Annotated in this window: 12 protein-coding genes (1 of these 12 running past the window's edge); all 12 read right to left on the bottom strand. The window is 56.5% G+C overall.

Annotated features, from left to right (window positions below; translation table 11 throughout):
• On the bottom strand, positions 1-915 hold the 5' portion of the coding sequence (locus ACYQ2C_RS08030; protein ID WP_460101492.1) for a hypothetical protein. It extends 471 nt beyond the left edge of the window; only the first 915 of its 1,386 coding nucleotides appear in the window; it begins with the start codon at positions 913-915; its stop codon lies off the left edge, out of view.
• Positions 916-1,028: 113 nt separating this feature from the next.
• Positions 1,029-4,097 carry a DEAD/DEAH box helicase gene (locus ACYQ2C_RS08035; protein ID WP_460101490.1) on the bottom strand — a complete coding sequence of 1,023 codons (3,069 nt, stop codon included), beginning with the start codon at positions 4,095-4,097 and terminating at the stop codon, positions 1,029-1,031.
• Positions 4,098-4,143: 46 nt separating this feature from the next.
• The gene (locus tag ACYQ2C_RS08040; RefSeq protein ID WP_460101488.1) at positions 4,144-4,992 is read right to left on the bottom strand and encodes a Hachiman antiphage defense system protein HamA; all 849 of its coding nucleotides are present in this window, start codon (positions 4,990-4,992) and stop codon (positions 4,144-4,146) included.
• A gap of 18 nt (positions 4,993-5,010) precedes the next feature.
• The gene (locus ACYQ2C_RS08045) at positions 5,011-5,766 is read right to left on the bottom strand and encodes a hypothetical protein (protein ID WP_460101486.1); all 756 of its coding nucleotides are present in this window, start codon (positions 5,764-5,766) and stop codon (positions 5,011-5,013) included.
• Positions 5,766-7,760 (bottom strand): BREX-3 system phosphatase PglZ, encoded by a 1,995-nt coding sequence (gene pglZ, locus ACYQ2C_RS08050; protein WP_460101484.1) that lies wholly within the window; start codon positions 7,758-7,760, stop codon positions 5,766-5,768. Before pglZ ends, ACYQ2C_RS08045 begins: the two co-directional genes overlap by 1 nt.
• On the bottom strand, positions 7,757-10,666 hold the full coding sequence (locus ACYQ2C_RS08055; RefSeq protein ID WP_460101481.1) for a DEAD/DEAH box helicase: 2,910 nt from the start codon (positions 10,664-10,666) through the stop codon (positions 7,757-7,759). The genes pglZ and ACYQ2C_RS08055 overlap by 4 nt, the downstream gene beginning before the upstream one ends.
• Positions 10,667-10,671: 5 nt before the next feature.
• Positions 10,672-11,721 carry a hypothetical protein gene (locus tag ACYQ2C_RS08060; protein WP_460101479.1) on the bottom strand — a complete coding sequence of 350 codons (1,050 nt, stop codon included), beginning with the start codon at positions 11,719-11,721 and terminating at the stop codon, positions 10,672-10,674.
• Entirely contained in the window at positions 11,714-13,636 is a 1,923-nt protein-coding gene (locus ACYQ2C_RS08065) for an AAA family ATPase (RefSeq protein ID WP_460101477.1), read from the bottom strand. Before ACYQ2C_RS08065 ends, ACYQ2C_RS08060 begins: the two co-directional genes overlap by 8 nt.
• Before the next feature lie 3 nt (positions 13,637-13,639).
• Positions 13,640-16,435, bottom strand: coding sequence for a DNA methyltransferase (locus tag ACYQ2C_RS08070; RefSeq protein ID WP_460101475.1), 2,796 nt, complete (start codon positions 16,433-16,435; stop codon positions 13,640-13,642).
• Positions 16,401-16,523 carry a hypothetical protein gene (locus tag ACYQ2C_RS08075; protein WP_460101473.1) on the bottom strand — a complete coding sequence of 41 codons (123 nt, stop codon included), beginning with the start codon at positions 16,521-16,523 and terminating at the stop codon, positions 16,401-16,403. Before ACYQ2C_RS08075 ends, ACYQ2C_RS08070 begins: the two co-directional genes overlap by 35 nt.
• A 2-nt stretch (positions 16,524-16,525) precedes the next feature.
• Positions 16,526-20,257: a DUF6079 family protein gene (locus ACYQ2C_RS08080; RefSeq protein WP_460101471.1), complete on the bottom strand. Its 3,732-nt coding sequence runs from the start codon at positions 20,255-20,257 to the stop codon at positions 16,526-16,528.
• Complete coding sequence (brxF, locus tag ACYQ2C_RS08085; protein WP_213726443.1) at positions 20,254-20,769, bottom strand: BREX-3 system P-loop-containing protein BrxF; 516 nt, start codon at positions 20,767-20,769, stop codon at positions 20,254-20,256. Before brxF ends, ACYQ2C_RS08080 begins: the two co-directional genes overlap by 4 nt.
• Positions 20,770-20,771 lie beyond the last annotated feature (2 nt).

Here is a 20,771-nt window from a genome sequence, read left to right on the forward strand (position 1 = left end):
CTTCCCCGAGGTGAACCATTGAAGTTCCCGCAGGGTGATCCCGGTACACTTGGCAATCTCTGCTGGCGAATTGGGCCAGCACGCCACGAGGTTCTTGGCGATTTCGGCCGCGTTGTCATAGTCACTGTCGGCCCAGAAATTATCATCCTCGACGATATCCTCCGGTGCCTTCTCACCTGTCAGTAGCCAGGTACAGCCATCAAAGCCATCGTGGTTGAAATATCGGGGCTGATCGGGCGGCAGAGAGGTCTCCCAGGATGACAGCCATGGACCGGGTTCCCAGTCGAGTCCACCGGTCACTGTTGGCACCGGCACTTGCGCCGATAAGGTCAGCCACTGCTGGATTCTGTCTTCAATCTCGCGGCTGTTCACGCCTCTGTGACCATCACTGACACGAAAATCGTGGTCAACTTGAGCGTACCGGCAAAGGGCCTGGATGGACCCGGTAAGAGATCGGTCATTTCCGTCGTGCTTTCTCAGCAGCCACCGGCTGGAGTCCTGGGCTGAGCGCAGGGAAGCTGGAAGGGATTTCTCCCTGGCATCGGCGACCTCGACCCGGACTCCGATCTTTGCCATTTCCCCTCCCAGTCCAGGGCTGGCAGTCGCGAGGTGGCGGTTGATCCGCAGGATGTCGGGGTGGCCACGCAAGCCTTCGGCGTTACGCCACGCATCCAGGAGAACATCCCGGAAGGCCTGGGGTTGATCGACTGGTGTGAAGGTCATCCACCGAATGGGTAACCCGGCAACGGTCAATCCATAAAGTATGAGCGGGCTGAGCCCGTATCGCTCTGCATCCTTGATCTTGATCGGGTCCCCCACCGACACAATGCCATGCTCCGGATGATGGAAAAGGAACTTGGCAATCGAAACGTAGAAATGATGCTCTCTTGCTGATGGCTGCGTCTGTTGATTCATGCCCCCTCCTGGGGAAATGCGAGCTTCCCCGAGAACTATCGTAGGCCTCCCGCTCTGCCAACAGCCGGGCCAACAGCAGGGAGCTTGATAGTTCGGATCGATGATCTGGATTTCTACTGCAGGAGTTCATTCATCCTCTCCTGAAAATAGGCTGGGTATTTCTCCATCACCGCCATAGCTCCGTCCCGATCTTTTTTCAGCGCCTTCACGAGATCCTTCTTTTGGGTCGCTGCCAGGTTCAAGGATGCGGCGAGATCCTGAGAGATGACACGGTCCGAAAAGCCAAGCTCATAAAGGGCAATGGTGGTTTCCGTGGGCAGACCATATTTCAGTCGCTTTTGAAAAAGCTGCAGACGATTGATCAGGTCTCCGGTGCCATCTTGGGCAAGGGTTTCGATAAATTCAGACACAGCGCCTACAACAAGCGCTCCGTCATATGCGAGCGTCCCTTCGCAGACGTCGACGACATGGTCGATCTTGAACTCCCTCCGGCGGGTGCCCCATATCATCTTGGCTTTTCGCTTACGGATGATTTTCAGGAGATCGCTGAAGCGCTTTCCACTGATCCATCCATGTGAGATTTCTTTAAGCACCTCCGGTTTATCGAACTTGGTGAATATGCCACCGTTGATATGCCGGGTAAGCAATGGCCAGGCAAGATCGAGCACTTCTGTTTCATCAACAATCGGAAGTAGGCTGTCAGCGTTGGACTGAACCCATCCCTCAATGGCTTGGGCATCCTGAATTCCGTAAAGCGTCCTGCCGTAGATTTTGCGGCGAGCTGGATCGGTGATGTTTGCAGAGATGTTCCCAGCGAGAAGCTGAAACAACTCGCGGATATGCTCCTTTTTCTGATCATCAGCCAGGAAGAAAGCCAGCGTCCCTTCGGCCAGGCGGGTCACATCAGCTTCCGAAAGACCATCCTCGGATTCATCCCAATGGGACAGCAGAAAGCTCTCGATGGCACAGATGAGGCTGATTCTCCAGGCGACTTGCCGCTCGACACCGTCTCGTGAGAAATTTTTGTCTCCATGTTGTGCAGCTATCCCGGCAGCCAATTTGGCGACTTCATCAGGATCGTCGATATAGGCCTTGGCAAAATCCAGAGCCTCCATGGTGATGGTGTACTTCTCGTCATCGCTCTTGATGGGGTCAAAGATCGATAGAAGATTGCTGATGCATGGCTCAGAATTGCGCGGTTCCAGAAGCTCTTTCACCTGGTCCCAGCGCCATTTGTCGTTACGGGCCTTCCGCTTGTCAAAGATCACCGGATCGGCAAACAGGATGCTGCCTTCGGTATGCATCCCGGCTCGGCCCGCTCGGCCAATGAGGTTATGGAAATCGCGAACCTTGATGCGCTCCATGCCCTGGTAGACGCTGGTCACGATGAGGTATCGAATCGGAAGGTTTACTCCCTGCGCCAAAGTGGATGTACAAACGACGAATCGCACAAGGTCGTCACGCATGGCATGCTCCACAGCCAGCCGGATACCATGCGGTGTATTGCCATGATGGGAAAAAATCCCGTGTGCCGCGCTCTGAGACGCCGGGGCGTCAGCGCCAAGATTCTCGACATGCAGATGTGTCAGCCGCGCAACTTCCTGGGCGTCTGAAAAATCTGACGGCAAGGCCAACGGTGCGCCTCGCTCGATAATGTCGACGGCCTTTTCACAGACGCTGGCCGCTGTCGACTTCCGCCCGCAGAAAACAGCGATACTGCCATTCGGGACCAATTTCAGACCGAGGTAAAGTGCGATAGCCTGCCCGTCAGTCTTTTCAGGGAAAAAACGGTCCGTCCTTTCCCGCTTCTTCCTTCCGAGATTGAATCTTTCGATCACCCTCGGAACGAAAAACTCGCCTTGTTCGGCGTCACGGCTGTCGACGTACTCGATCTTTCCCAACTGATCGAGCCAGCTCGCGAATCCGACCGACCTGAAAGTCGGAATCAGGGTTGTGCCTTCGATGACATTGGGCACCCCGTTGAGCCATTCTCCAACAGCCTCGGCGTTGCTGATGACCGCTGAGATCAGCACCTTCTGAGTTCCTTCGGGAATCATGGAGCGCAGCGACGTCAGGAGCAGCTCGTATGTGATGCCTCGGGTGCCGCTGTCGAACTGGTGGCCTTCATCAAAAACCAGCAGGCCAACGTGGGCAGCCAGTTCCGGAGCATGCCGAAGGACGTAGAGTAGCTTCTCGGGGGTTACGACCAGGATTTGTTGGTGCCCCAGGAGTTCGGCAATCTCGAAGTCGGTCTGTAGGGCATCGGACAATTCATCCACCTTGGTGGGTTCGTTGTGGAATGCCTCCACAAGGCTGTTCTTGATCTCATGGCACAGCGCCCTGAACGGGGCGATGATGATGGCCAGAGACACGCGCTCGGCCAGAAACGCGCTTCGAAGGATCAATTCAGTTGCCTTCGTTTTGCCAGCGCTGGTGGGCATTTGAACGATGGCAGACTCGCCTTTAAGAACATCCGCCTTGCCCAAAAGGTGTTGGGCAGGCCACAGTTCCTTGATGAACGAATCCTTTTGCAGCGCGTGGAGCCATTTGTCTCGGGGCAGCCCGGAATATGACGGCAAAGCCTTCCAGGCAGAATTTTCGAGCTTTTTCCTCAGAACCGCCGCGATCACATCGCCAAACAGAAGCTGCCTGGGTGTGCCGAATTCATAGGCGGCGTCCCTCAGCTTCGTGGCGAGAACGAGAAGATTTTCTTCGCCATTTCCATCCTCGAAAAACTGGAGAATCCATTTTGAAATCCCGTCGATGAATCCGCCGAATGGTCCCTCAGCTCCATCAAAATAGGTTTCCAGATCGGCCTGCAGCAACCAGAGCAACAGGTCCTCCAAACTATCGCCATCCAAGTCCGGGCAGTCACCATCGATGCGCTTCGCCAATACCGACGCGCTTCCGGGAAGATCGCACAGGTAATAGGAGGCGGAGCCCAAAATCACGAGGTATGGATCAAGTGTCTCGTTCAGCTTTGACTGGAGGTAGGAGTCAAAAAAGCGGGCGGAAAACAGCAGATTGGTTCTCAGCTCCGAGAGGGAATCGGGATCTGGCTCGTTCCGGTTGATAGCAGCGGCAAGGTCGCCCAGCAAACCAATTGAGATAGTGAACAGCTTATTTGGATGTAGTGATAAATCTATCTCCTGATATTCTTCAGGTACATGGTACTCGATCATCTTAGCTTTTGATCGAGTAACACCCAAAAGACGATTGGATTTTCTATCAGGCCTCATCCGCAGCCCTCCGGTAGAGCTCGTGGACAAGGTCCATCATGTCGGGTCCCTTGATAACCAAGAGGACAAGGCTGTCGCCATTAGGATGAGGAAAGACCTCCTTGGATTTTGCTGACTTGGGAATTTTCCTGCAGTCTGCCGAAGCCAATTCTTCGGCGTCGAAACATTCATCTGAAATGATGGCTGCAGCGCCGTAGGTTTCCTTGTAGGGCATATCTACAGGGCTTTGAAATCTCTCGATCCTTTGAGCCTGTTCGATTTCCTTTTTTTCAAAGAGCTTTTGCTTGATGAAGTTCAGCGATTCATCGATTCGAATGTGATCCTTGGCTGAATCGTTGATGGCATCCTGCAGGCGGTTGATTTTAGAGGCGGAGAATTTTGTCTTGGATTCAAAGACAAACAACACGTCCTTGGTGGAGGCTTCGCCGTTTTGTTTATGAAATCGGAATCCAATGACATCGCTGCCCTTGGGCGATTCATCTCGAACAACCTTTGATGACCACCGTACCCTGGGTACCCAGTAACCGAGAAGCCATTGCAGGTAATCGGAAACCAGAATTTCCCCAAAATCTCCTGCTCTGATTCCTGGGCCGAGTTTGGATGTTCTGCAAGGGAACTTGATATTGGTCAGATAATCCGGTCGCGGACGTTTGCCCCGAAGGAAATCGATATCTGTATCCAGACAGTAATGATTCCGGAAGTGTTTCGCCCAGGCCGAAAGCACTTCCTCGTCGTTCTCATGACGGAACTCCCAGACCTCGACCTCCTTGCCATCAGCGGTCTTCAGTCGTTCGCCGGTGTCGACCAGCCATTTAGTGTGTTCCGAAGTCCAAGGCATTCACGTCCCATCCCTGATTTAGTTGCCCTTCAATTTCAACAGCTCATCGTCCAGTCCATAGCGAACCACGTCGATCCGGTCGCTGCGTTGGGAAACAAAATCACCGGTCATCACTGGGAGCTGAAATGGGAAGAATGCCGGGTTATTCAGGAGCAGGCCCAATGCGCCCTTGGCCTCCGGGGTGGCCAGGAGTGCGGATTCGAACATCAGGATGGCCAGGTTTGGCTCGGCAATGTTCACCGGGGCGGCTTTCTCATAGCAGCCTTTGGCCTCGGAATCCTTCAGGGCTCCCCAGGCGACAAAGGAACGGATGACAAATCTCGCATATCGGCTCACGGTTTGCCGGTCGCCGTACTGTTCCTTCAGGCGGTTGATGATCTGCGTCTGGGTCACCTGATCCTGCAAGGCCAGCAGACGGCCGGTCTGCCGGGCCACGTTGAACCAGAACGGATAGACCGCTGAGATCATCCCCCAGTGGACCGCCAGGGCCATGGACGGGTTCTCCCGCAGGAAGGCAAGCGAGGCATCCCGGAATGGAATCAACTCGGGGTCAGGAGAGACCCAGATCTTCATCAGGTTGTTGACCACAAAGGTCCGGGTCTGATCGCTGCGTTCGCCCTCGGAGCCGTTGCCTTTCCTATCAGCGAGGAACTCATGCAGCTCCTGGCGGATGGTTTTGGCGTCGAGCCCCGCCAGCAGCAGATTGGCTGCTTTCTGCATCCACTCGAAACGGATCGCCTGCTTGATGCCAATGGCTTCATGTCTTTTACCCATCACCGTGTTCTCCTTTCAAACTTCACAAGGGGCACGATGACTTCTTCGATGGCTACACCGCCGTGACCTACGATGGCATCTCCCGGATTCACGAATGCGTCGCGGCCACCGGCCACCAGGGGGAAATAATCTGCGGGCAACCCGACCGGCTGCCACTCGTGGGCAAACGGGAAGGCCCCAGCCACCTGAGCGCGGAGTTCCGGCGTTGGATAGACACGAACCCGTTCGCCGCGAGTTTCAGCAATCACACCTTCAGACGGGCGGCCTTTGCCTTCGCATTGGATGTTGCCGTGATCGGCCGTCAGCCAGACCTCATAGCCGTATTCCAACAGTTGGCCGACCAGAGCAGCCAGGAACCCGCCCTGGCACCACTGCTTGATCTGGTTGTGCATCCCGGCCGAGCCGAGCTGCATGCCGTGCATGATCTTGTCGACCTTGTCCACGACCAGCCCCACCACCTTGGTCTTCCCGGGGTGGATTGCGGAGTCGAGGACGCCCGCAGCATCACCGTCGCCAAGGCCGCGCTGGTAAGCGACGTCGAGACGGGACAGACCATGGCCTTCCCAGAACTGCTTCCAGAGCTTCTCTTCGCTGTTGGTCGAGTTGATGGATGACGGGAAATAGAGCGGCGGCTTGCCCGAGAAGATCGATTGCCTCGATACCGAGGTCAGCGTCGGAATCCAGGCGAAGGTCGCAGATTCGCGCATGACCAGATTGGCGTCCCGCTTTTGCAGAAGCTGGCGAATGGTCACCCACTGGTCCAGGGCCAGGCCATCGACCACGATCAGCGCAGCACGGCTACTACCAGAGTCCTCGATGTCCCGAGCCAGGCGGCGCGGCACGTGGTGGAGCATGGCCGGATTGGTCGGCGGAAGATTGATCAGGCTGGAGTAGTGATCGGCCAACCAACCGGCAAAGGTCGTGTTTAATGCATCGCCGATTTCCCTGAGACGGGTCTGATGCTCGGTGCTGTTGCCGCAATGAACCAGCGCAGAGAGTTCGGCCCATTTCAATGCGAAGGCTGTCCAGTCCGAGTAGCGCGCTTCCGCAGTGGGCAGATCCTTCTCGACAAGGTCAAACAGGCGGGAAATCCGCAGCTCGTCATCGTCCACGCCGGAGGTGGCGATGCCGCTTCGTACCCACGACCCGGCGTCCACTTCAATGTCCTTGGCCTCGACTGGGGTGAGCTTCCCCTCCAGGAACAAGTTGTCGATGTAGACCTTGATGTCCTGATGCTCGAACGGCAGACGGTCAGGGCCGGGATACTTGAGGCCGTATTCCGGCGAATCTTCCCGTACCTGATTGGCGCTGCCGAGCCTGGAAAGAAAGAGCGGCCAGCGTTCCTGCAAAAAGGCGAAGAAGGCCTCATCGTCCGGAACGATCTCGGAGAGCGGCCAGGCTTTGAACCCATCATGGCCTTTGAGAACCTGGATGAGCCGCTCGGCCAGCATCAGTGGAATTTGGAGCTTGCCGTAGTGCAGACGGAGCAAGGCGCGAAGCAGCTCCACCTCGTTGGCGATCAGTTCCGCCGCAATGCCGAACACATGTCGAAGAATGAAATCCTTGGTGGCGTTGTCGCCCATGCGATCCGGCGGCGACTTGCGCTGGGCTTCAAAAAGCGAATCCAGCAAGCTCCGGTCGAGCTTCTCGATGACCGGGTAGCTCAGATTGGGAAAGAGATCCCCCAGGTTGAATGAAAGCTTCCGGCCAGCCTTGAGCAGATCGTAAGGCAGGTACTCCAGCTCCGCATCCTGCAAGCGGAGGACCACCACCAGATCGGTGTGCTCACCCCGGTCCCAGATCGAGCGGTATTTGGACTCATAGGCGTATCTGAATTCGACCGGGTCACTGAACTCGATCAGGTCGAAGCCGCGCCCGCGAAGTTCCAAGGCCAGCTTTTCCTCGGTCAGCAGGCAATCCGGGTCTGCGACCAAGGTCAGTTTGCTGACGTTGGGTACAAGGTCGTTCAGGATGGCGTCTCGCCAACTACTCATTGAGCGCCTCCTTTGACGATCCGTAGCATCAGCAGCGGCCGGATTTCCGGCACGATCTGCCTTGCCGATTGCAGTTCATGCCGCCACTCGGATTCGTCCGCATCACAACGGGACAGTCTGAATTGCCGCACCTCCGGCAATCCAACCCGTTCGATGGCCTTGCGGCGCGAGGCAAAAGAGACGACTCCGCGTTCCTCCTCGCGAGCCACAGAGGCGAGATGCGCCTGCTGCAGGGCGTCGAACAGCTCCTGTCCGGCTTGTTCGGCAGCAATCTGCAAGCTCTCATGGGCGGTGATGGATTCATCCTGGCCGAGTGTGGTCTGCACCTGGGCTTCAGCAGTCTGCAGCGCATCCCAGATATGCCGAGCCGTGGGCAGAAACAGTTTGCCTTCCTCGCTCAAGAACACGCTGACATAGCCGCGCCGCACCATGGGGATGCGCAGGAGTTGTGTCTTCTGGTGCATTCCAGCCTGAAGGCGGATCTCAAAGAGCCCCCAGAGTCCGGAGATGCTGGCTGGCAGCCCGCTTACGCTAACACATGGCAAGGGCTGGCCAGCCGCGATCTGTGGCAGGTTCAGGGCCAGCCCACGGACACGGCTGTTTTCAAGATTGAGCAGGGTTGCGTCGGTCAGACGGTCCGCTTCCCGAGCATTGAACACGGCCTTGCGATGCTCCTGGCCGTCCGGCCAATTCAGATCCCACCAGGAGCGCTTGCGACTGGCCGCGCCGCCGTGAGAGTTGAGGTAGCCCACCGTCATCCGTTCCACCCAATGGGGCAGAGGATGGGAACGCAGACGCTCAGCCGCCTGCACATCCGGCTCTTCGGAGATGCCATAGATGGCGGAGGACTCGCGCACCTGCTGAATCTCATCGCGAAGCCGAGCCACCGTGTGATCGACGGAGGTTTCGATACCATCAGGATTGAGGATGGCCGAGGCGAACACATCCTCGAACAGCTCACCGGCTTGGGCGGAGTCGAGTACGTCGCCGGTCTTGTCGATGCCGAACTCGTCGAAGATTACCGAGAGCTTCTGCTCCAACACTTCGCGGACGCGGAACTCGACCGAGTCCTCAAACACGAAGTTGATTGCCCGCACCTTCTTGGGCTGTCCGATACGGTCCACACGCCCGATTCGCTGTTCCAGCCGCATCGGGTTCCAGGGGATGTCGTAGTTGATGATGACATGGGCGAACTGCAGGTTCAGACCCTCACCACCCGCGTCGGTGGAAACCAGCACACGGTGCGATTTGCGGAAGGCATCCTGGGCCTGCTTGCGTTCTTCCATATCCATGGAGCCGTTCAGGGTGACCACCGAGATCCCCCGGGCTTCCAGAAACTCCTTCAGCATCTGCTGGGTGGGCACGAACTCGGTGAAGATCAACACCTTCAGGTCCGGCTCGTTTTCCTCGGCCTGCAGTTCGTAGATCCACTCGATCAACGCCTCGGCCTTGGCGTCCGGTCCAGCTTGTTCGCAGCGAACCGCCGCATCGAGCAGGGTCTCGACATGGCTGCCTTCGCTCTGCAGAGCCGACACATGGGATTTCAGCAGCTCATCGAGCAGCTCCTGGCCGTCCATGTCGTAGAGTTCGGCCATTTCATCGTCTGGGCTTTCCGATCCCTCCGCGCCGTTTTCCAGCTCCGCCAGGCGCAGGCTGGCCTGCTGTTCGCCTTCCTTGAGCGCGGCAAGTCGCCGTTCCAGCGTGGTGCGGATCGCCTGGGTGCTGGAGACCACCAGACGCTGCATCAGGATCATCAGAAAGCCGATGTGGCGCTTCTTCTCGCGCAGGGCCTGGTTGTAACCCTCGCGCACGTAGTCGGTCACCGCTTCGTAAAGAAGCTGTTGCAGGTGATGACGGCTCTCCCAGGCCACCGGGGCCATCTGCGTGCGCCGGGGTTTGAAGAGCGGCTTGCCGTCGGCATCGATGGCCTTGCGCTTTTCGGTACGGATGACATACGGGGCCACCCGCTCACGGGAGACGCTGTCCATGTCCGGGAAGGCGTCATCATCCAGCAGGCTCATCAGGCGATGGAAGGCATCGGTCTTCCCCTGGTGGGGAGTCGCCGAAAGGAGCAGCACATAGGGCGCGGCCTCCGCCAGGCCTTTGCCGAGTTTGTAGCGGGCGACCTGATCGGTGCTGCCGCCCAGCCGGTGCGCTTCGTCCACCACCACCAGATCCCAACCGGCGGTTATCAGATCCTCGAACCGGCTGCGGTTGTATTCGGCGACGCGCTCGGCGGTCCAACCGCGCCGCTTGTCCATGGGTTTGACCGAATCCAGGGAGACGATGACCTGATCGAACATCGACCAGGCTGAGTTCCGGTGGTCCGCGCTCTTTCCAAATTGGGGGGCCAGACGTTGCAAGGTGCCGATGTCGTCGCCCAACACGAGCTGGAACTGCTCGTTGAAGTGGGTCTGCATTTCCGCCACCCACTGGGTAGCGATGCCTTTGGGAGAGACGACCAGGATTCGCCGAACCAGCCCGCGCAGCTTGAGCTCGCGCATGACCAAACCGGCCTCGATGGTCTTGCCGAGACCCACCTCATCGGCCAGCAGATAGCGCACGCGGTCTCCGGAAATGGCCCGGGACAAAGCGTGGATCTGGTGCGGCAGTGGGATGACGTTGGACTCCATGGGAGCCAGCAATACATGACCCTCGGTGGCGCTGGTGGAACCTTCGAGCACCTCCGCTACCTTGGCCGCTGCGGCCACATAGGCAATGCGTCCGGCCTCGATCTCCGGCTGCAAGTCGGCACTCAGCGGCCGCAAGGCGGAGCGGGGCACGCGCACCACCGCGTCCTGGTTCGGCAACCAGACACGGCACACCGTCTGCCCCCACAAGGTCTGTTCTTCGATGACCTTGCAGGCGCTGTTATGAACGGTGCTGTATTGCCAAACATCCTGCATCGGCATCATCCCGGAATTGAAAAATCGTTGTGATAAACCACGGACGCCAACTCGACTGTCCCGTCGGCGCACTCCCAGTAATGAAGATGGAATTCCCTATCGATATCTCGACGCTGCGCCTTGTCAGAGCCACGCATTCTTTGCGGATCATTTCCGCCTGGCCCTGTCCGAAGAGCGTGTACGGCGGGAAGATTATGTCCTTTGATAGTCTCAATGATTGATCGGAGAATCTTGGGCGGCACGGAGTCCCCTTGGTCGGCGCAAACCTGCTGGCACAACTCCCGGAATCTGGACCCAATGGCTGGAACAATCACGCCGCTCCAGTCAGGGGAACCACCTTGTGCAATCGTATTTTTGAACAGAGCGATTCGGACGGCTAGATCAATTCCAAGGTCGTCAGACGCGCCAACCAGAATGGCGGATTCATCGAGACAATCGATCAGGCCCCGAAAATCGTCACAGACCAACACATCGCCTTCAAAGAACTCGGGCGGGCACGGCAAAACCGGTATATCGTCCCTGGAATGTTCGAGCTCGTGAATATGGGCTCTTACCTGGATTACCTGTTTGGGCGCCTCTCTCAGTATGAGGGAATGGCCCCCAAGAGGTTGGGAGCAGTGCTTGCGTAGAACGGCGATCAACGTGATGCATCGGGCAAGATCGGACTGGAGACCGTCATGAGTTGTCAGCCGAATAACATCCGGATCTGTTTCCAGATGTTCTGACAAGACATCTTTGACCCGATAGTAGGTTTCAAAGGATGGAGTGATCGCCAGAAGCTGGTTGGCAATTCTCGCAACCGTATTGACGTCGTATTCTACTATGCCGTGGGCATTGAACAGTTCTCTGAGTTGATCTCTCAGTGGATACAATCCATCGGCAAAAAGGGACTCTGAAGCCCGCTCGCTCATGTAAATGGCTACCCAGGGCTCATCAAGCAACTTGCTCCAGTCCAGTAGCGTATCCACGTACTGGAAAGCATCATCCTTGGCGCAATCAACATGGGGAACAGCGAGCACGCCTGCGTCAATTGTTACGCTGGGCAGGCTATGCATCTTGATTCCTCCGGCTTGCTTTGCGCTTCATCGCCGCAGCTCTTAGGATTTCCTCGGCCTGCTGTTGGGACTGATCAAAGAATCCTTCCGGCCAGTCTGAGATGGCTCCGTACTCGTTTATCACCACCTCTCGGAAAGCCGACCCCTGCGACGGCTTTTCCACGAAATAAATCTTGGTCTGGCTGTTCAGCTCCTTCTCGGGTGTTGCCGCTGCAATTCGGAAGCGAAGGCGGTCGATGAAATACTCGCTGTGGGTTTCAACAATGCATTGCTTGTTGCACAGCGCCATCGAAAGGAAAAAGTCGCCGAGCAGGGTCTGTACCTTCGGATGAAGGTGCAACTCCGGCTGTTCAAAAACGAGTGTAGAGTCCGTGTCGGCGAGAAGGCACATGACGAGGATCGGCAGAACCTGGCTGACACCTACACCCACATGCGTGAGGTCATGCGTGCTATCCGAATTGGAAAGCCCCACCTTCAGCTCGTGCCCCAATTTACCCTGGTCTCGGCTTTTGACTGAGCTGGCGACTCCCAGATATTGGAGCCAATCGATAACCGCTGCTTCGAGTGTCCGGGTAACGGTCTTGCGGTCAATTACCGGGTCTTTGAAATTTGCCGACGGGATGTAGCGGATCTTCTTGCTCTTGTGCAGTTCAAGAATAGAAGCTGTGTGTTCTCCGCGTAAGCCTACGTCATGTGGGTCCGCTGCTGGCGCGAGCGGATACAGCGGTTTGGGAGCATCCCTTAATGGGCCGAGGTATTTCAAAGACGAGGCGAAGAAATTATCCAGATACCAGGTAGCTTCCGTTATCAAGCGAGGTGGCCTGGCTTGGACAAAGGCATGGGTCTCGGGCTTCTCTGCCGTTGATGCCTTCATGGATTGGTGGATGCGGTCAAAAAGATCCTCGCGCTCACGCAGGACCTGCTGAACCTTCAGGCGCTCTTCGCGCGGGAGGCTGCGCAACCTTTCATACCAAGACCTGAATGTAAGCGTATCGGCCTCGGAACCGAAGAGTGACTCTTGCCGATATTTATCCTTGAAAGTCTGGTCGAAATCAATTGTGCCTTCGAGGACTTCGCGCAACACCGCAATGATCTCTTCGGAAAGAAGGATATCTCTTCCCATGTTGCGCCGTAAGCCAATGGCACGACGACCATCGTCTTGAAGAGCCATGGTAATGGCATTGGCGTCCTCTTCGATGGTATCGATGGCGTAGACAATTCTCTCGGGAAGAAAGTGTCGAAGCATGCAGCCGATTGGCTTGGCAGAGCGAAAGTCATCCTTCACCTCAGCCATGGAGCCATCGTCCAGCTCAACAGCGTAAGCCAAACTGGCGCGTAGCTGATCGTCGATTTCACTGGCGCTGTCAGCGCCTTCAATCTCGGAGATGGCCTTGGTGGAATGATGGATCGATATATCGGCTTTCTGATCCACGTTGTCCTCGTCTCTGGATATGCAGGACAACTGGGTTGCAAAAAGCCGAGGTTGGATTTGGAACAAATCACGCTGGGAGCTCGAAGCATCAGCGTCGAACGAAATCTCACAAGCGATTTCCTGAAGCTGATTGGATCGCGGTCCATAGTAGATAGCACCACGAGGCGCAAACTGAGACCGCCTGCCTATTGCAGCGTCCTGATCTGGAAGCGGCCGACAGGTACATTTGATGGTAATCTGGTCCGATGCGCCACCATTGGATTTCAGGTCGTCAAACTGGCCCAGGCTCGTGAGAGCACCGTTCAATACGACAGATCTTGATCCAACTTTATGGGCCAAGGTCTGTGCTACGAGAAGGACGGATTGGATGAATGTGCTCTTCCCGCTGCTGTTTGCGCCAGCGAAGATCGTAAGCGGGCCGAGGTCCAGCTCGGTCTCCTCACGAATCGATTTAAAGTTGAAGACCTTCCATTTGGTGATCATGGGCTATTCCCCTCCCATTCTTGTTACTGCCTGGTCGTACCACATGAGCAGCTTCGGATCTTCTTCCAGGACGTTGTTGGGGATCTTGTCGGCCACGGCGACGATGACGGCGTAGTCGCGCTCCTGCCAGGCTTTCTTGAATCCGGCGCGGACAGCTTCCAGGCGGAAGACCTTGAGCTTCTTTTTGACCTCTTTGTATTCCTCGAACTCTTTGAGCAGAGCCTTCTCGCGCAGCTTCTCCAGGTCGCCCGCCTTGTTCGGATCGGGCACGTACCAGCGGTCGCGGGCTTTGGTCACCAGCGCCGGGTCATCCTTGGGTAGGTTGCGCAGTTCCTTCCAGTTGGTGGAGAGGTAGGCGTGGATCTGCTCGGGCACCGGGCCTTTGCCGTCGTAGCGCAAGAAGTTCTGCTCTAGTAATGTCGACAACTCTAGAGGTTCTTCATTTTTGCTCCATCCGCCAACCTCTTTCATAAATTGAGGATTGATATCTTGGAACGTTTGTGTTCGCTCTTTTAATAGTCGACGCAACCACTGTATGGCAGAAGCTTCATCTACAACAAAAAGGGAGAGCTGCTCTATTCCCTTTGTATGCATCTTTTTCCGGTCATAAATTGCAACCTGATCTTCCAAAAAATACATTCCGTCTCGCTCTGGGTATCTATTCGATAACCCTTGATAAAATTCAGCAGCAGAGATTGGCACAGATATGCCTCTCTGGACGTGGAATGCGACCATGCGGTCAAACAAGAGATGAGGTTGCCTTTCCGGAATTATTTCCGTTGCACCTTTGCTCGAAACAAAAGATGGCAACTGTCCTAAATGCATGCGAACGAAATCCCATACAGACTCCTCGCTTCCCGCATGTATTTTGACGTTTCTTTCAGTGTGGAAATCGGGTTTATATGCCGAAATTACAAGGTCTTTATTTACAGATCCAGAACGGTTCACAACATTGTAGGTGCCTTGTTTTTTGTCTAATACGCGAACATCTGCAACAGTGAATCCAGCCTGCCAAAGAGCTTCCTGTATGGCCATCCATACACTGTTTTGAGAGTTATGAAACTCAACGGTTACCCATTTGGATGGTTTAAGTACCCGATATGCCTCTGCGAATGCCCCCTTCATGAGGTCCTTGTAAAAGGATAGGTCTTTTCCGTGCACATAATTCAACACACAATCGCGTTCGATTTTAGTACCGACACGGAACCAGGATTCATTGAAGAAATTCAGTTCAGCATATTGAAGCGATTCACCAAACGGTGGATCTGTGAAGATATAATCAACGCTATTTTCTGGAAGTGTTTTGAGTCCGGCATTTGATTGACACTGTACTATAGAATGCTGCTTGCGTGTCGACCTGGACAGGCGTTTAATAGCTGTTATTTTGCGTTCCAAAACATCAAAAAAATTCTTTTCAACTTGTAGTGAAGGAACGTAAAGAGTCCCAGACTGAGCCCCTTTTCCCGTACCATCGCGAAAACGTTCACGCCTCGAAATTAAAGTCATTATCGATGACAAGAGGTAACGGAACTCTTTTCTAATCGCGCTACTCTCGCTTGTTCTGCTCCAAAAATGGCTGAAAAGATGTAGCGCACGAGGTGTAAACATTTGGGAAACATACGATATGCCGCTTCCAGTCTTGACCTTACGTGTTTGTCGGCCATGAGGGAATTCATTGGCAGGATACCAATGGCTCAGCAAGGACTTTGAATCTTCAATGTTCTTTAAATCAAAGGAAGTTGGGCGATATCTTTTTTGTTTTCCACTAAACTTGCAACTCACCTCAACTAGATCACATTTTGACTCTTTAACGATTTCACCAGTTGGAAGTAATGTTGAAGTCCAAACCCGCTCGAGCTTGTCCTTCGATAGGTCGGCGTTGCATGAAGGGCAAGGAAATTTGTCAACCAACTTATATGTGGATTTATCCACAGCTAATTCGAACAGGGATTCTTCGTGGGAGCACTCTGGGCAAGTGAAAACTTCTGACCAAATGTAAAAATCAGCTATGCCGAATTTTCCAGTTTCAGGGTCCTGGGTTTTGTATAAATACTCCAGTTCCTTCCTTATCGATTTGAATAGCTTTTCAATCTCATAGATATGATCATCGAATGAAGATAGCGAGTTGTAGTTCGAGGCAACGAAGCTAGCCAAAGGAGAAAGGTCATTTAAAACGGCATTGCGCTTTCCGAAAGCCGAGAACTCAGTCCAAATTTTACGGCCACTCTCATCTGCTTCTTCCTGCAAAACAGTCCCGTTTTGTTTCACTTGGTATCCAAGTGACTTCACCATCTCGCGGTCGCCACACATCTGCGCAGCCACACCTGTCATTCCGGTGCCGCAAAAACCGTCGAACACAATGTCACCCGGCTGCGTATAGTGGAGGATGTAACGCATGATGGCCTTGTGAGGCACCTTGGTGTGGTAGGAATGCGCGTTGTAGATCGGGTCGTTTTTCCCCTCGCTCACGTCGGCCGCAAAAGGTTCGCGGTGATAGTGGTAGCCCTCCGGCTGCTCAGGTTTCTGCGCTTCCCATTCGGCGATGAAGTCGGCAATCCACGGGTTCGGGCAGGTGGTGTAGTACGGCGGATCGCTCAGGTTCAGGATGTCCTCGTCGCTGCCGATGGGAAAGCCCTCGATCTTGCGGAACTCCGGGTCCTGCAGCTTCTTGCGCAGCTCCTCGATAAAGTGGGCGCGGCGGGCCTCGTCGTTCTCGAACGTCATGCCGAGACAAGTCACCGGGCCGGAGGGCTTCTGCGGCTCTTCAAGCAGCGAGTCGAACAAACTGGTTTCTTTCATCTTCATAATCCTTGCTGGCGTCTTGTTTCTCAGCTTGGTCACTTCGTGGGTGACCAAACTCGGCGGAGTTGGTCACTCGCTTAGTCACTCTTATTCCATGACGATCCGCACCTTGGCCGGGTCCTTGCCCTTGGTGAGCTGATCGATGTACTCCTCAAAGCGTTTCTTCATCTCCGCCGGAGTGGCCGGACCGTCGGTGACCTGCAGGGCCTGCTGCAGCTCCTGCGCCTTGACGGTGACCTTGACCAGGCCGGAGAGCACTTCCTTCAGGGCGTGGACAAAGTTGCTGTCCAGCGGCACCGGCAGTTCCTTCGACTTGATGAAAGCCTCCAGCGGTTCGCGGTCGTCGATCTTCAGCAGATCCATATTGGCCTGGGTGATCGGGTCCTCCAGATTGCTGAGGATGGTGGAGGTCCAGGCCGCCACCATGGCGTCGAGCTGGGCGTCCATCTGGTCGATCATCTGCGAGCCTGCCGCCGCGCCGGTTTCCACCGAAGGCCGGAATCCGCAATGCGGGCAGATCGGCGAGGCGTCGAGGTTTTGCTCGGTCAGGGCAAAGCAGCTCTTCAGCCCGGCCAGGCGGTTCTGGTAATCAGTGAGCTGCTGCCGGGGCATCAGGTCGATACCGGCCAATTTGAGCAGGGTTTGCAGCCGCTGATCGTTGAGCAGGCCCGCCTTGCGCTTGTCATCGTTCACGCCCAACCGAGCCTTGGTGTGCAGACCGATGTAGGCGACGGTGTAATCCTTCTTCAGCTTTTGCAGCTTGGCCCCGATGGACTGGGACTGGCTGGCCAGCTCGGTCAGGTCGGCCTGTTTGAGGGTATCCAGCACGTCCTGCCGGGTGGTCTTCATGCGATCCACCCAGTCATGCTCGGCAGGCAGCACCGCCTCGGCGGTGGAGAGCCAAGACGCCGTCGGGCTGTGGTCCATGATGAACTCGCGCAGGGCATCCAGCTCATCGAGCGCCTTCACGGCCTTTTCGTGGGCCAGCACTTCGGGAGCGCTGTAGCGGAAGTTTTTCAGCTTACCCGGCGAGGAGTAGGCCTGGAGCGATTCAAAGAAGCCCTTGGCCTCATCCAGCCCGCTGGCCTGGCTGGCCAGGTCGGTGCCCGCAAGCAGATCCAGGCCCCAGAAGGAGAGCCCTTCGCGCAGGGTCTGCTGGGTCATGACGATGCGTTTGACGATCTTGCCCACCGCCTGCTGCAGGTTCTGCACCGGCTCGTCCTTGCCCTGGGTGACGAGCTGGGCCATGCCCGGCGTCATGCCGAGCAGTTCGAACAGCGCCTTGAGCGCGGGCAGGTTCCATTCCTTGGGCTGTTCCAGGTGCTTGAAGCGGACCAGCTCGTCCATGCCGGTCGCGGCCAGTTGCTGCAACCCGGTGGCGTCGAATTTCTTGCCCGGGATGGCGAGGACGATGTCGCCGGAGTAGACCAGCGCCGCCACCAGGACACTCACCCATTCCGGCTCCAGACGGGAACCGCCCGGGTTCATGTATTCCAGCCCGTGGTCGTCCTGGATGATCTCGCTGCGGTTGACCACCTGGCCGTGCCCCTTGGCCTTGACGGCATCGAGGATGAACTTGGTGTACTTCGACTTGTAGGGGTCGATCTTCTCGCCGTCGAGCAGCTCCAGGGCGTCCAGCACGGCGGTGGCCTGCTTGGTACGGTTCTGCCCGGCGATGGCTCGTAGGGCGTCCTGCGCGGCCTGGGCGCGGTTGTTGCCGGTGATCAGCACCGAAAAGAACGGATAGTCCGGGGCCTGGTTCTCGAAGTTCGGGGCCAGGCAGACCCCGGCGATGGTGTTGACCAGGTCGCGGAAATTGATGGTCTCGTGGGGCGACAGACCGGACAGGTCGCGGATCGATTTGCCCTTGGCCCATTCGGTCATGGACTTGGCGCGGCCCTGATAGGTGACTTCGAAGGCATCGCTCATGTGCTTTTGCAGCCACTGGACCAGCTTCTTCAGGAAGCCGTTGGCCTTCGATTCATAGGTGGCCTTGGCGTGGCCCGATGAGGTGGCGGCAAGGTCCAGGGCGGCCGCGTAGCTCTTCAGCGCGGTCTGGAATTCCTCGTCGGTGCCTTTCAGGCGGAAGAAGACCTCGTCGTTGACCTTGTCGTCCTTGAAGCGCGGCGGATCGTTGGGCTGGATGAAGTAGAGGTAAAAGTCCCGCTGCGGCACGGCGGTGGAGCGTTCGTTGGGAGCGCCGAAAAAGAGGTAGCCGGTGCGGGCAGCCTTGTGTTCCTGCCAGACCAGTTCGTGCTGCCAGATCTTGTAACCGGTCACGTAGGTGGCGTCCTGGCACTCCATGACCCGCTTGAGCGCCTCGTAATAGAAGCGGTCGAGCTGAGCCTGGCCCAGGCTTTCGGCCCGCTTGTCGATCAGGGCATCGAAGTCGTCGGTCTTCTTCAGGTCGAGATAGAACTGGCGGTTGTCGGCATTGAAGGAGATGAACTGGCCGCTGACCGTTTTATGGATCTCGCGCAGGACCGTTTCCACATGGGTTTGCAGGTCCTTGTCCGGCTCGTCGCTGCCCAGCTCGGCGATCAGCGGATCGAACAGGCAGAGGCGGTCGCGCAGCTCCTCGGCGGAAGCGCCCATGGGGGCATAGATGTCGCCGGTGGTCAGGCGGTGGACGGACAGCGCATGGATCAGGCGCAGCGCCATCGGCTTGTACTGCTTGCGGGTGATGGCGTTCTCGATGCGGGATTCCAGCACCTGGCTGCAATCGATGACCGCCCGGATCTCGGGAATGGCGCGGAACGAGGCGTTCTGCTTGAGCGTGTTCCAGTAGCTGTCGAAAGCGATCAGGCCGGGCTCGTCCTGTGGCACGTCCTTGCCGAGGATGCCTTTCATGCCCATGGACAGGGTCTTGAGCACCTCGCGCTTTTCCACCACGGTGACGCGTTCGAAGGTGTCGATGTAATCGGGATGCACCGGGAAGAGCCGGACGAACTCGTCCATGCGCTCGTTGAGCCCGCCGTAGTATTTAGCAAAGGGCATCAGGTAGTCGCGGATCTTGGCCTGTTGCTCGGTTGTCTTCTTGAGCAGACGCTCGGCGACGACGAATTTCACATCGCTGCGGGCAATGAGGATCTGCTCGAAGCGGTCCTTCACCCGGCGGATGCTGTCGGCGACAAAAGCGAAGCGCGGGCTGTCGAAAATGGCTTCCTGGACACCGGCCATGAAACGGAAGCGCAGATCCTTGCAGACCTCGCCGACCTCGCGGAGAAAGTTCAGGTCGAGGATCAGCTCCTGATCCTTGCGGGTACGCAGGTAGTCGAGCAGCTCGTCGACCACCAGTAGCAGGCCGTGTTCCGGAAAGACCTCGCCGAACTTGGCCATCATGTCCTCGAAGGCCCGTTTGTGGCTGGTGATGGTGCCCGCCTCGGGGAACACATACTCCACACCGAGTTTTTCGAGATGCTCTTCCAGTTCGGCCACCAGGATATCGCGCAGGGACATGGTGGTGGCTCCGATCTCGGTACGGATGACCTTGAACCGACCGGCGATCTGAGAGGCTGCATCGCGGACACCGGCGTGGTTCAGCCCTTCCAGCAGGGAGGCATCTGCGGCAAGACTGGAGACCACCGACATCAAGTGCGACTTACCGGTGCCGTAGTTACCGACGACCAGCAGGCCTTTGTTGTCAACCGGCTGGTCGAACTGCATCTGAGGAATGACAAGCTGGGTGAGCCGTTCGGCCATTTCCTCGGAAATGACATAGGTGTTCACGAGGGTGTGCGCGGCGCTCGATTTGTCCGCGTCACGCAACTGAACGACCGACTCAATCGGGTCGAATTGGATAAGGTCTCCGTATTTCATGCTTGTCCTGCCTCTCTATTGTTTTTTGCCGAATCGACCGTGGCCGTGCCATCCATGCCCACAATCAGCGCATCGACCGAGTCATAGCTGCGGTACTCGGGATGGCCGGTTTCGGCGTACAAAAGCCTCCCGGAATTCACGATTCCGTTCCACGAAGCCACCACGGCCCGGTTTCTTGAAATGGACTGCAGCAGCCGCAAGGGGTCCTGCTGGAGATCCTTGTCGAAGAGGATCTCGAGATTATCCAGCACCACGGGTGACTGAGCCTGGTCCGCGATCTGATCAAGGATGCCCGGCAGCCGCAGTGACCGTTGCTTGGCTGTCAGCTCCAGTAGCTCGCCGGAGAGCGCCAGATTGACGTTAACAACGGACGAGCCGAACTCCTCGGCAATATCCCGAAGGACGCCGGTCTTGCCGGAACCGGTCTCACCCACCAGCAGTACCAGGCGGTGGTATAAGCCTTCGGCTGCCTGGAGGGATCGTTTTATCTTGTCGTGAATCGGTTCGGCCATGG

The organism is Sessilibacter sp. MAH3 (assembly GCF_054658275.1).

Coding starts and splice junctions, on each gene's coding strand:
- brxF (WP_213726443.1), bottom strand. CDS start 20,769: ATGGCCGAACCGATTCACGACAAGATAAAACGATCCCTCCAGGCAGCC.
- ACYQ2C_RS08070 (WP_460101475.1), bottom strand. CDS start 16,435: ATGAAAGAAACCAGTTTGTTCGACTCGCTGCTTGAAGAGCCGCAGAAG.
- ACYQ2C_RS08040 (WP_460101488.1), bottom strand. CDS start 4,992: ATGCCTTGGACTTCGGAACACACTAAATGGCTGGTCGACACCGGCGAA.
- ACYQ2C_RS08060 (WP_460101479.1), bottom strand. CDS start 11,721: ATGCATAGCCTGCCCAGCGTAACAATTGACGCAGGCGTGCTCGCTGTT.
- pglZ (WP_460101484.1), bottom strand. CDS start 7,760: ATGAGTAGTTGGCGAGACGCCATCCTGAACGACCTTGTACCCAACGTC.
- ACYQ2C_RS08045 (WP_460101486.1), bottom strand. CDS start 5,766: ATGGGTAAAAGACATGAAGCCATTGGCATCAAGCAGGCGATCCGTTTC.
- ACYQ2C_RS08080 (WP_460101471.1), bottom strand. CDS start 20,257: ATGAAATACGGAGACCTTATCCAATTCGACCCGATTGAGTCGGTCGTT.
- ACYQ2C_RS08055 (WP_460101481.1), bottom strand. CDS start 10,666: ATGCAGGATGTTTGGCAATACAGCACCGTTCATAACAGCGCCTGCAAG.
- ACYQ2C_RS08065 (WP_460101477.1), bottom strand. CDS start 13,636: ATGATCACCAAATGGAAGGTCTTCAACTTTAAATCGATTCGTGAGGAG.
- ACYQ2C_RS08035 (WP_460101490.1), bottom strand. CDS start 4,097: ATGATCGAGTACCATGTACCTGAAGAATATCAGGAGATAGATTTATCA.